We start from the raw sequence: 12480 nt of genomic DNA on the forward strand, positions 1-12480 counted from the left end.
TTTGGTTTCGTATTTTTAAACTATAACTTTTAAAACGTTTTTAGTACCAAATCTAAAGTAGATAGTAATTCTACTGCCATGGCATTATTTGCTTCCATTTTTTTGTGGAAGCGAATAGTTCCATTCTTAAAGACTAGCCTGCAATCTATTCATTAAAAGGCTTTTCATTTCATAAGATATAGCATTTGAATTTCATGACCTTTATTTCCTACCTCGGTAAAAAAATACCGTGGTTATAAAATCGATCTTGTCTTTAAATCCTTTTATGCAATCTTTAAAATGTTCGGTGTTATGATGATGCTGTTATGACAGCTCTCTATTTTGCGCTCGCCAATTTTGGCGAATGTTAATTTGCTCTTTTATGTGATTAACAATCCAATCTTTAAAACAAGATGTGATCTTTAAACGTATGTTATCGATATTTTCAAACGACTAAATTTAAAACAATGTGATTTGTGCTGTGATAAAAACGTATCATAAAATTTATGAACTGTTATGAATGATATCGGCTTTTCATTTCATTTGAATACACACATGCGTTATAATACTTACATCATGATTTGCTTTTTATGGTCTATTCATGCATGGCAATCTTATATAAAAAATGATCAAATGAATCACGTATAAAAAGATGGATTCTTGAGTGGATTCATATAAAATAATTGCAAACAACATATTGACTTTATTGCGTTTTTTTGTATAATGTGACTCTGTAAACCAAAAGGGAGTCTCTACCTGTGGACTTCCTGCTATTTGGTCAAATTCTTGATTACACTTGTCCAAAGCATCCCCACTCAAACCTACACACTCTTCGTCTATAGCTCTCTTTCGCCTTGTCACGGGCGCTTCAGTAGAAGAAACATCCCGTTTTTTTCGAGAAGAAAGACCTTCTGATGACTCCGGACCTATAAAATGTTCATGCGCTTTTAAAGAACAGGGTTGTATACTTGCAAAAGAACGCCAAGGGTCTAAATTGCGTTCATTATCAAGTCCCCGTAAAAACATTCCTCGAAAATCGGGAACATTAAACGTCGTGGCGCCATCCCCTTCTCCCCACGTCGTCCCTATTACTTCAAACAAGGCTCTATACGTTCTTCGCGAATAAGCCTTCCCATCACATGGCAACCAACCATCTGGCAAGCGCTCCATTGCAAACGGTCCTATCAGACCGGAAGGTAAACGTTTTAAGGAAGAAACTTTGCCCCTTGTCGGGTTGAGAACTTGCCAACCCGTAAGCTCTTCATCATACACAAGCGTATAAAGACAGCCATCTTGTATCTCTCCTCCCGATAAGGCTAATAAACCGGTTTCTGTTGCCTTATAAACGGGCTTACCGGCTAAATTATTTAAAGCAATTGTTGTCGCCCCAACATTCTTGCCCTTCGCTTTAAAACAAACCGATATGCCATTCTTATACTCTAAAAATGCCGATTGACTTAGAAGCCTTATCACGCTCGTCTTTTGGTTATTATCAACCGTCACAATCCCTTCAAGCACACCCCCCGTATCCGATAAATACTCACTTACCCGTTGCATCATAAAACGAGCGCTATTATTAACCGTGTTAGGGTGCTGTCCCTCTGACCAATTAATTAAAGCATCAGCACCACCATTCTCAGATGCTGTTAAAGACCAATCATAAATCGTGGACATCTAAACCTCACGTCTTGATTCCAAACACAACACTCATATTAATCGGGCGCGTCTCACTTATACCTGAACTTGCCAATGCAACATCACGCATGTGAAGGTGGGAATGGGGAAAGGCGAGCTTATGGTGCACGCGTATATCCTCTGCCCTCACGCCCAAACGTTCAGCAAGCTTCAACCTTTGCTGGTCATTCAACACATATCCCCAGATGATCGTCATATCACCATGCCAACTCTCTTCCTGATTTTCATCATTCAAAATCGTAAAGGATTGACCCCCATGGTCATGCTTTCTCATTGCGTCATTTTGTAAAGTGCCAAGATAACGAAAGCGGTCTATCTCGCGGTCATCATCAACACCTCGTAAAAAAACACCACGCAAATCGGGAACATTAAACTTCGTCCAACTATCAGCGCCTCCCCACCTGATCCCTATCGCTTCATAAAGAGCAGGATAATCACTACGCAAATAAGCCTTCCCATCACATGGTAACCAGCCATCTGGCAAAACTTGCATCCCAAAAATCCCTATCGTCCCTAGTGGATAAACAGGGATAACCGGCTCTTGCGATAAAGAGAGAGGCGTAGGATTTAAAACTTGCCAAGCATGATCCCTATAAACCAAGCTATAAATGCACCCCCTTTGAAGCTCGCCTCCCGATAAAACACGGAGACCTAATTCCGTCGCCTTGTAAACAGGTTTAGCCGCCAAATCATTCAAGGCAATTGCGGTTTCCCCAACATTCTTGCCCTTCGCTTTAAAATAAATTGATATCCCATTCTTATACTCTAAAAATTGCGATTGGCTTTGAAGTCTTATCAACGTCGTCTGGTGTTCAGCATCAACCGTAAAAGTGCTTTCAATCACACCACTCGTATCCGATAAATACTCACGCACACGTTGCATCATCACACGAGCACTATTATTCAGACTACTAGGACGTTGTCCTTTTGACCAATCAATCAAATCATCACAATAGGCATTCAAGGAGGCATTTAAAGACCAATCATAGATCGTCGACATCTTACACCTCATGTCTTAATCGCAAACAGAACACTCACATTTACTGGACGCGTCTCGCCTTCACCAGTGCTCTCCAAAACAACCTCTTGGTTCTCATCAAGAGTATGAGAACTTACAATGTAGCCCCCTAAATTCTCACGCTCTATGCCCATAAAATTCGCTAGAGAGCTCCCCCCAAACAAGCCTAGACGATAGCCCAACACATCCGTCGTATTCCCATCCCAAAAGTTTTCGTTGCTGGTAAAATGAGACATCGAAAGGCTCTGTCCTTGATGTTGATGCGACTCGATTAAATCTGTTTGCACACTTGCAAAAGAACGCCCCTCATCAATATTGCGCCCTCCATCAAGCCCCCGTAAAAACATCCCTCGAAAATCGGGAACATTAAATGTCGTGGCGCCATCACCCTCTCCCCAAACCGTTCCTATCGTCTCAAATAAATCACCATAATCACGACGCAAATAAGCCTTCCCATCGCAAATTAACCAATCCTTTGGAATCCCGCGCATTCCAAACGTTCCTATAAAACCCGTGGGATAAAGATTGCTTTCTTCTTCTTCTAAAGGGAGTGGGGTAGGATTAACAAGATGCCAATGATCTCCATTATAAAACAATGTATAAATGCACCCTTGTTGGATTTCCCCCCCTGATAAAAGCGATAAACCCGTTTCTGTTGCTTTATAAACCGGCTTGCCATCTAAAGCATTTAAGACAATCGTGGTCGCTCCAACATTCTTACCCATAGCCATAAAGCGCAAAACGATACCATTCTTATACTCTAAAAATTGCGATTGGCTTTGAAGTCTTATCACACTCGTTTGTTGGACATGATCATTTGTAACAATGCCTTCAAGCTCTCCACCCGTGTCTGACAAGTATTCCTTTACGCGCTGCATCATCACACGGGCGCTTGTGTTCACACTGCTAGGATGCTGTCCTTCGGACCAATCAATCAAATTATCCACGCGCGTATTATCCGACGCTCTAAGCGACCAATCATAAATCGTTGACATTTCTCGTGAATCCTAGCTTCTGTAAAATGGTCCGTAAAATGCCCGCATGAATTGCGTCATCAAAGGATTATCATCATCATCACTCTCTTCTTCTTCCGAAGCCTCTTCTTGTGATGCTAATAATGCCCTTAAAACCTCTAACAAGTTGTCTCTATTTCTAATGCCACCCTGCGCTGTAGGACTTGCTCTATGAGGCTGCCCCCCATACATCTGTAATACACGGTTGACAAAATCACTTGCACGCATAGCGTTGTTTCCACCATTCAAGCCAACCGCATTGCTCCCAACAATTTGCGCCGCATTGGCATGGGGATTTTGAAGAAGCCGCGCGGCTCCTCCTGCACCTTGTTGATGTGCTAAATACAATTCCGCTTCACTAGGCGCTCTTCCCAAAAGGCGGCTTAAATGATTGCGATTATCAAGCGTCAACCGCCCCATGGCATCTGCCGCTTGCATGGGATCAAAACGATCCTGCAAACCATATTGTTTGGCGGTGCTGTCTATAAATTGATACAACCCACCCGCAGAAGAACGGGGATTCCTTGCATTCGGATTGCCTCCACTTTCTACTTGCGCAACACGGTACAAATAACTCTCTGGCAAACCATAACGCGCTGCCGTTTGCCGTATCGCTTGATTAACAGAAGGACTAGAACGGGTCATTTCGCGTACTCTATTGAAGCACTAGGACCTAACCCTTTTGCTACAGCTCTAGAAACAATCTTCAAGCCTTCATCCGTTATCACACCGGCTTTATGCCACTTCAAAGCACTTTGAATCAATTTGGCAATTTCATTGCGCTCCATTCCTTTAACGCCAAAAGTTGCTAACTTCGCTATACCGCGCTCTAGCTCTTGTCTTGCCCGTAGCGCCTCTGGAGCATTCGGGTGGAAAAATATGTTTCGTGCTAATTTTAAGCCTTGAGCTGGTATATCAGGAATACTATGTGGTACACGAACTCCATCAAAAAGAGAAACCTCAGGAGTGCCTTCAAATTTGCTAAAACCCTCTTTTGCTGCATCAGAATAGAATTGCTCCTGATCTACTGCCTTTTTAAAAGTAGAAAACCGTTCCGGTCCTATGGTCCTTTCAAGATTCTCAGACGCAAGATTTTGTTTTAAAAGTTTAGAAAATTCATTAATAGGGTCATCATTTTTTCTGAGTAAATCATCTAAGGCATCTCTCATACCCATCTGATAGGTATTATTTTGTTTTGTCCAATTCCCTTTAGAAAGATTTTCCTGAACTGCATCCCTTTCAAAACTCTTTTCAAGCTTTGTTCCAAAAGCTTGTCTACCTTCCTCAAAGCTATCTGCAAAGTTTTTGAATTTTGCTGCACTACCGCGTGCTGCTTTATAAGTAGGAGAGATTTCGTCCATTATTTTTACCAAATTTTGTTTGAGGACTTCGTATCCTAAAATCTTTTGGTTATCGCCATGTTTCTTACTTTTTTCGATTAAATCATCGAGAGACTGCTTAGTTTGATCTAATAACTCTATCGTAGGTTTATAGGTTATACTGCTAAATCTTCTATCATAAAACCTTCTAGGATTTATACTGAGAGGGTGTTCCTCTAAAGTATTGACAGCTTCTTTAAGAGCTTTTTGAAACCCTTTATTTTCAAAAAGTTTATTAAGAGCCGGATAATACTCTCGTCCTATCGGCGTTTGCCTTGCTTGTTCATAAAGATGATCATGCGCTTCTTTCCCTTGCTGTTTAAGCGTCCTGCTTAAAGTATCGCTATGCTGGTATGGAACAATTGTCTGCTCCATCATATCATAAAGACGTTGAACAGAACCTCCCAATCTTTTCTCATGTGCTTGTTTCAAGAGATTATAAACATCTTCATTTGTTTTAGACGCATTCCACAAAGTCTGTCGTAGTTTTTCATTAATATCTGTCAAAAATACTTCCTGAGGTTCTGAGCTAAGACGTTCCGTGATCTTTTGGGGTTTATTATCGTAAAGTTGCTTGGCAACTTCTCTCAAAGCTTTATTTGAAACCTCTTTACGAGCAGGATTAAAATAATTCCTTATAAGTGGAGGCGATTTTAAAGCATTTCCTAAACTACGAACTGCCTTAGAAATACCTATACCTCCTAAAGCAGCAACCGGCGTCAAAACTGCCCCACCAACACCACCGGCTAATGCCGAATTCACCGTATCATTGTAACCTTTTCCTGCACCAGAACCATGTAAAGCTCCAGAACCTGCCCCAACAATAGCTCCCCTACCTAAACTTCCTAAAGTCGAACCTGCTCGCAAAAAATTTAATGCTGGAATACCCAAAGATGCTAATGTTGGTAAAATCGAACCAGCAATATAAGCACCAGAAGATAACCATGGATGTTTCTCTTCCAAAGCTTTTAGGTAAGCGCGCTCCTTAGCTACCCTTCTATTATAGATCTCCTCTGCTCGTTTATCACCACGCCAATAATCTATAAAACCCGCTTCATTCGCCGCTTGTATCTCATCACTATAACCTGCTGTAAGACCAGATGTACCATGGCTTCTAACAGCATCCGACCACGTAAGATCTTTATCATCAAATGAAAAATCATCTGCTGTAAATTTTGTATTAAATGAAGCCGTATCATCATCAACAAGAGGGGAATAAGGAATATAACCCGTTGTTTTTTTTCCTTGATTACCACGACTGTTCTTCACCGAAGACGTACCATCATTATCGGATACATCATCAACAATGCGAGAATAAGGAATATATGCCATTTTAAGCCCCTTTAACCCTTATCTTTCCATCTTCACCAATAAAGCGTGCACCGGAAGGCAATGCATCTTCCTCTTCTTTGCTGGTAACAAGTGGCAAAGCATTACGTCCTTGCTGTGGAGCTTTAGAATGCGACTGTGAGGTAACCTTATCAACACTCTCTTGCGTTAATTCAATGCTGCTGTCTTCTAGCAATTTCAATACGTCTAATTTCATCTTAGCCAAAATCTGATGGATTTTTTTCAACCTAAACAAGAGCTCTTTATGACCCAAGTCGTACTTTATCTCTCCTAAATAGCTCTTTAAGATATCAAGCTCTCTTTCTGTAAGGTTACCAAAACCAGAAGCACCATTGCGTGAATACCGTCTCATCGTTTCTAAACGGTCAATACCTATACGGTTTTTAATGGAATCAAGCAGTGAACGCATATCACGGTGTTGAGGAATCTTAAAAGAAGCTTGCCAATCAGCAAGATTTCCCGTAGCCCAATCACCATTCTCTTCTATATAATTCATAAAACGTTCAATGTCATGGAGTGTATTACTACTGATAGCTTCACTATTTTTAAGATCTATTGTTTCTCGTAGGCGGTCCATTTCTTCTTTAGATCTAGCATCATAACCGCCGTTCACTTTTTGTAATAGAAAAGCATTCAATGCATCTTTATTCCCAGCCATGAACCGCGCTTCTTCTTCGCTATAGCCTTTGGACTTTAGATACTCGACAGTCTGATTAACCTGCCCTCTTTCCTTATCTCCTTCATTAAGATGCTTCACACCACTTGCAAGCGCATCCCATCCAGAACCATCTGTAGGTGCTGCCGCCATACCTGCAAAAAGATCTTTGAGCTTCTGATACGCATCTGATTGAAAAAACTTATAAGTATTGGACTGTAAAAATTTCTCTGCATCTGTCAGTTCAGGAGTCGGTGTTGGGGAAGCGGGTGCTAATGGTTGCGTTTGTTCATTAACATGAGGTTTTAGTTCTTGTGGAGTACTCTCTAGTGCATTTGGCATGGGTGGATGTTGATCAAATCCAAGAGGCATTTCCGCTCTAGGAGCCGTATAGGGCATAAATGGTCCATATGGATTCAGCATACTCTGTAAATAAGGGTTGTTTGGAGCATCTGCTTTCTCTGGTGTCATCATACTTTCAATGGCTGACCCCACACCCATAACTGCACTGGTTTTTGGATACTTTGCTACGAATTTCCCCACGGGGTTCTTTGTTATTAATTGTCCCAATCTATTCGCCCCTGTAACCGCTTTAGGAGCAAGATACCTAAAAACATGAGGCGCAGCTCTTGCTGCCATAAAAGCTGCCCCAGCTAATGGAAATAATAATGGAAATGCCATCACGCTATCCTTTTAAAATTATCGTTTAATGATTATACAGCTATTGTTTCTTATTCATGTGATCTAAAAAAAACTTGGATGCTCCTCCTGCCAACGCTGCTCCCATTGGACCACCTGCCATGTAACCAAAAGCCATCGGTGCTGCTTGAAGTGCTAAAGAACCTATAGTCCCTACATTTTTCCACGGATTATTGCCCTCTATCTTAGAGATTGTATGATTATTCGTTGTCGTACCGTAATTTCTTGCAAAGCCATGACCGGCGTTCATAAGCATATTCAACCTATTCCAACCGCTATTGTCTTGTTCCAGCCAACGTTCTCTATTGGCATCAACAAGGCGTTGATTGTGGGCATCAAGCACACCTCCCCCTTGTATGGCATTGGAATAGGCATTCCCATAACCCTGTAAGAAGTTATTTGAGGCGCCCAATTGATTTTGATTGGCTTGGTCTATCATGGCATTGGCTTGCATCATGCGGTCCGCATCACGATTATATTGCTCTAACATAGCACGAGCGTATATAGAATCTCTTCCTTTCCGCACTTCCTCTCTGTGATCAGGAGTTGCATAACGACCAATACCTGAGAAATATCTGTTAATTTGAGTGTCTGAATCATCTAATGCTTCTTGAAGTGCTTGTTTGAAATACGAATTTTCTCCCATCATACCACCAGAGGCCATATGTCGAAGATTCATGGCTGCCGACGTTGGATTATAGATTGTATTCATCAAAGAGCGATTTTGATAATGATGAGGAATACTTCCAAGACCACCAATTCCATAGCGCGTTTGATCACTTAACGGCGCTACACGAGGACCACCATAAACATTACCACCCATCCCTGTGTCATACATGTTATACGCATCTGCACCCCCACGCTTAAAGACATTCTGCATCCAAGCAGGAGGGGCGCTTGTTTGTACCTGCTTCTGTTCTGTCGTTGTTGGTGTCTTGCTCCCCATGTCACAATTCCTTCCTATAATAAAGCATAGCTATGCCATAGCCTTGCTTGGTTAGTGCACGCTTCCAACCTAAACGACCCAAGATCTCCATTTCAGAAGCACCATTCTCACGCGCCCAATCCTCTACAACTTGCAAATTGTCAACTTGATCAAGAATGCCCTTGCCACTACATTCACAAATCAGTGCGCGCTTCTTTCCTAAAACTGTCTGCTGTATCTGGGTCGTGAATGCCGCTAAAAAGCGCTCGTCATCATCCAAAACAAGCCATAACTGTTTCTTGCCACTGCAAATCGCTTCAAGGAGCTCTTGCAACGTGATTTCATGTTTGAAACGCTCTACATACTCTCTAAAGGATGCAATGATGTCTTCAAGATAAGGCGNATCATCCAAAACAAGCCATAACTGTTTCTTGCCACTGCAAATCGCTTCAAGGAGCTCTTGCAACGTGATTTCATGTTTGAAACGCTCTACATACTCTCTAAAGGATGCAATGATGTCTTCAAGATAAGGCGCTATACGCTCCATATCCCAAGACGTGGTCAAAAAGACTTTTGCCATTACCCTCTGCCTAAAGGACGTAAATCCACATTAAATCCTGTGATTTGGTTCCAATGAACACCTTCAGGAATACGCAATTTAAAGCGGTGATAACGATTGCGCGAACGACCATGATAAGCACCCGTGACATATGAACATGCCCTCTCTTGGTGCCATGTAATCGGTGTCTGATTATTGCGAAGCCGACGCTCTCCTATGCTTAAAAGACCTTCCGTCGTATCAACTTCAGCAAACATCTTCGTGATAAAGTTAAAACTTCCATCTGGTGCTCCCAATTCTTGCGAAACAACCGTTGCCTCCATCGGTGCTCCCGTAAACATAACAAGCCGATTTTCATCATCAAAAGCACCAAGCATTGGGGCGCCACTTTGCCAACGAGGGCTGTCTAAAGAAGCCGGCAAGGACTCAAGATTGATCGAGATCTCATCTAACTGTTCTAAAGTATAACCTGTCGTAAATACTGGAAACAACGTGAAAGGTTTTCCCTGTAGCGTCGACCATTTCTGCAATCCCCAATCATAAACAAAGGTCGTTTGCTCGTTATTGCCTCTCTTTAAGGACCAGTAAATCCGGTTATCAATGGGATCTATAACCCCTTGCATCTCATCAAGAGCAAACTTATCAAAGGTTTTAAAAACTGTTCTATCAACCTTCTCAAAGCCTATCGGCAAAAGTTGACCATCCAAACTCATCTGATAAAAGCCACCATCACCAGCAAAAAAAGCATCACTCCCACGACACGCTATAGAGGCTGCACTGCGGGATCCACGCTTGTCTTGAAGCTTTTGAAAAATAAAGGGGACTTTAGAGCCTAGCGTAAAACAACCAGCATAAATAGCAGAACGCAAAAAAACGAGGGGATTGCTCGATTCCGTTGCCCCTTGAACATATTCTCCATCATTAAAATTATGATAATAACAATCTTTATCACCTACCGTCCAATGAGTTGCATCATTCAAACCCGACCAATGGATGCGATTGGGATGATCTGTTAATTGCATCAAACAAACAAAATCACCCCAAACCTTCACCAATCCTGCTTTCGGGGGATTGCCTCCTAAATCTTCAAACCGTTCAGAGCTATGAGTATTAAAGACTTGTGGTTTATCATTTTTATTCACCGCAATAATAGTTTCACCAAATAATGCAAACGACCATTTATTCTCTTCATTTGCTTGATAGGTCACACCACTTTGACTTATGTCTTTCCAACCCTTCGTTTGACTATCATAACTGTAAAGCTTTTTGGCTCCTCCTACGATTATCTTAACACCATTGCCACTTCTAAAGGCTATGCACCCCAACGGCTTTTCTTCTAAAGCATGAGACACTACCATTGCATTAGGCATCGGAATGTAACAGCCATCAGCCGGTAAAACATTCACAAGCATATCCGTAAAACTGCCGTTGACAACCGCAACATCTGGTCTGTAATCAGCGATTGGAAAATAAACCATATTAGAAATCCGTCGGAATTATTCGAGTGACGTTATGACGTTGAGACGTCTCTGCACGCAATTCATGCAACTGTTCGTTAAAGTCATTGTACGCTGCTGTTGCACAATCGGGTTCTTTAAGGATATTCTTGTAAAGTTCGTATTTTGCACGCGCCTTAATCAAATCAAACGCGTGCACAAACCATGGATGCTCCTCATCAACACTCTCTATCTCTGATAAACGCAATGGAGAGAGAATGAGTTGAATCTGATAGGCTTTATCCGGTGTGGGATAAAGATGTAATTTCCTATCAAAATAACTGTAACAAACCGGCGTTCCTTGCTGCTCTGATGATAACAAAGGCTCTAAAGAAACATGGTCCTTACATTCCAAGGCAAACTTATGATGTTGATCAGAACTCAGATAACACATTGATTTATAATGATAATATAGCGTTATTCATATTGAATTAGAATCCCGAATAACGTAAGATTCTCTCATTTCAAATCTGTTTATCTTGAATCAACTAAAACCACTCATTTGTACATAACAAGTGGGATGAGTGTATGGATAAAATTTGTATAAGAAAGGACTAAAAATGGCTCTTATGAACCGTCTTAATGCAAGGGCTGTCGCAACATTGGGAGCTGGCAAATATAATGATGGTGCCGGCTTGTTACTTCATAAGCGTAAAGATGGAGGTGCTCAATGGATTTACCGTTTTACCATTCATGGGCGGCGCCGTGAAATGGGCTTGGGTGCCTTGAGAGATGTCTCTTTAAAACAAGCCCGTGAATTGGCAACTGGGTGGCGCTCTGTTCTTCGTGAAGGTCGTGACCCCATTAAAGAACGCAATAAACAAAAGCGTGAGGCAATAAGTAATCTCCATTATTTAAAAGATATCGCGTTGGATGCTTTTGAAAGCCGTAAAGCTGAACTAAAAGGAGATGGTAAAGATGGGCGTTGGTTTTTACCCTTAAAACTCCATATTCTCCCCAAATTAGGTTGCCTCCCCGTTTCAGAGATTACACAAACAGAGATACGCAATACACTTGCTCCCATTTGGCATACAAAAGCAGCAACAGCTGATAAAGCTCTTACCCGCCTTAATATTTGTCTCAAACATGCGGCTGCTTTGGGTTTGGATGTTGATTTACAAGCAACAGAAAAAGCACGCGCTCTCTTAGGTAAACAACGCCATAAAACGCAAAATTTTCCAGCTATGGATTGGAGAGATGTCCCTGCCTTTTATAAAACACTTTGCGAAGCATCAACCTTAACACAACTGGCTTTGCGTTTGCTTATTTTGACAGGCGTTCGTACCAACCCTTTGTGTCATATTCATAAAGACCAAGTTGATGGCGATATCTGGACAATCCCTGCTGAAAATATGAAAGGTCGACGTGATACTACAGAAGAGTTTCGCGTGCCTCTATCATCAGAAGCATTAGAAATCTTAAAACAAGCGCGCTTGCTTTCTCGCAATGATTTCTTCTTTTCTGCAACCGGTCGGGGTCCCCTCGCTGCAAATTGTATGGCTCAATATATGAGAGACAATAAAATTGAGGCATGCCCCCATGGATTTCGTTCTAGTTTACGTGATTGGCTCGCTGAAACAACCGATGCCCCTTATGAAGTCGCAGAAACTATTCTAAGTCATACAGTAGGCGGTAAAGTAGAGCGTGCCTATCGTCGGACTGACTATTTAGAACAGCGCCGCGTTTATATGGATAAATGGGCGGCTTATGTC

The 12480-nt window shown here is 41.7% G+C and carries 10 protein-coding genes and 1 pseudogene; 1 reads left to right on the plus strand and 10 read right to left on the minus strand.

Going from position 1 to position 12480, the window contains the following annotated elements:
• Positions 1-567 precede the first annotated feature (567 nt).
• The 10 genes and pseudogenes from ACFIK1_RS03765 to ACFIK1_RS03810 all read right to left on the minus strand — a co-directional run.
• The gene (locus ACFIK1_RS03765) at positions 568-1653 is read right to left on the minus strand and encodes a phage tail protein (RefSeq protein ID WP_375662121.1); all 1086 of its coding nucleotides are present in this window, start codon (positions 1651-1653) and stop codon (positions 568-570) included.
• Between the two features lie 7 nt (positions 1654-1660).
• Entirely contained in the window at positions 1661-2674 is a 1014-nt protein-coding gene (locus ACFIK1_RS03770; RefSeq protein ID WP_375621736.1) for a phage tail protein, read from the minus strand.
• Positions 2675-2682: 8 nt separating this feature from the next.
• Positions 2683-3687, minus strand: coding sequence for a phage tail protein (locus ACFIK1_RS03775; RefSeq protein WP_375638658.1), 1005 nt, complete (start codon positions 3685-3687; stop codon positions 2683-2685).
• A 12-nt stretch (positions 3688-3699) separates the two neighbouring features.
• The gene (locus ACFIK1_RS03780; protein WP_375662122.1) at positions 3700-4350 is read right to left on the minus strand and encodes a transglycosylase SLT domain-containing protein; all 651 of its coding nucleotides are present in this window, start codon (positions 4348-4350) and stop codon (positions 3700-3702) included.
• Positions 4347-6416 carry a glycine zipper family protein gene (locus ACFIK1_RS03785; RefSeq protein ID WP_375655549.1) on the minus strand — a complete coding sequence of 690 codons (2070 nt, stop codon included), beginning with the start codon at positions 6414-6416 and terminating at the stop codon, positions 4347-4349. The genes ACFIK1_RS03780 and ACFIK1_RS03785 overlap by 4 nt, the downstream gene beginning before the upstream one ends.
• Before the next feature lies 1 nt (position 6417).
• Entirely contained in the window at positions 6418-7770 is a 1353-nt protein-coding gene (locus tag ACFIK1_RS03790; protein ID WP_375662123.1) for a hypothetical protein, read from the minus strand.
• A 40-nt stretch (positions 7771-7810) separates the two neighbouring features.
• The gene (locus tag ACFIK1_RS03795) at positions 7811-8734 is read right to left on the minus strand and encodes a hypothetical protein (RefSeq protein WP_375662124.1); all 924 of its coding nucleotides are present in this window, start codon (positions 8732-8734) and stop codon (positions 7811-7813) included.
• 1 nt (position 8735) lies between these two features.
• Positions 8736-9293, minus strand: coding sequence for a hypothetical protein (locus ACFIK1_RS03800; protein ID WP_375662125.1), 558 nt, complete (start codon positions 9291-9293; stop codon positions 8736-8738).
• A complete protein-coding gene (locus ACFIK1_RS03805; RefSeq protein WP_375662126.1) occupies positions 9293-10750 on the minus strand; it encodes a hypothetical protein in 1458 nt (485 codons plus the stop codon). The genes ACFIK1_RS03800 and ACFIK1_RS03805 overlap by 1 nt, the downstream gene beginning before the upstream one ends.
• A 1-nt stretch (position 10751) precedes the next feature.
• A pseudogene (locus tag ACFIK1_RS03810) lies at positions 10752-11156 on the minus strand (hypothetical protein); the annotation flags it as partial.
• A gap of 172 nt (positions 11157-11328) precedes the next feature.
• On the opposite strand from ACFIK1_RS03810, the gene ACFIK1_RS03815 reads away from it, so the two are divergent.
• Positions 11329-12480: tyrosine-type recombinase/integrase (locus ACFIK1_RS03815; RefSeq protein WP_375662127.1), on the plus strand; the 1152-nt coding region annotated here is incomplete at its 3' end.

The sequence above is a fragment of the Bartonella sp. OC16QHHD genome (assembly GCF_042194035.1).
Classification (GTDB): domain Bacteria; phylum Pseudomonadota; class Alphaproteobacteria; order Rhizobiales; family Rhizobiaceae; genus Bartonella.

Excerpts from the sequence above, each read along its gene's own strand:
- ACFIK1_RS03765 (WP_375662121.1), bottom strand. The coding sequence starts at position 1,653 with ATGTCCACGATTTATGATTGGTCTTTAACAGCATCTGAGAATGGTGGT.
- ACFIK1_RS03770 (WP_375621736.1), bottom strand. The coding sequence starts at position 2,674 with ATGTCGACGATCTATGATTGGTCTTTAAATGCCTCCTTGAATGCCTAT.
- ACFIK1_RS03775 (WP_375638658.1), bottom strand. The coding sequence starts at position 3,687 with ATGTCAACGATTTATGATTGGTCGCTTAGAGCGTCGGATAATACGCGC.
- ACFIK1_RS03780 (WP_375662122.1), bottom strand. The coding sequence starts at position 4,350 with ATGACCCGTTCTAGTCCTTCTGTTAATCAAGCGATACGGCAAACGGCA.
- ACFIK1_RS03785 (WP_375655549.1), bottom strand. The coding sequence starts at position 6,416 with ATGGCATATATTCCTTATTCTCGCATTGTTGATGATGTATCCGATAAT.
- ACFIK1_RS03790 (WP_375662123.1), bottom strand. The coding sequence starts at position 7,770 with ATGGCATTTCCATTATTATTTCCATTAGCTGGGGCAGCTTTTATGGCA.
- ACFIK1_RS03795 (WP_375662124.1), bottom strand. The coding sequence starts at position 8,734 with ATGGGGAGCAAGACACCAACAACGACAGAACAGAAGCAGGTACAAACA.
- ACFIK1_RS03805 (WP_375662126.1), bottom strand. The coding sequence starts at position 10,750 with ATGGTTTATTTTCCAATCGCTGATTACAGACCAGATGTTGCGGTTGTC.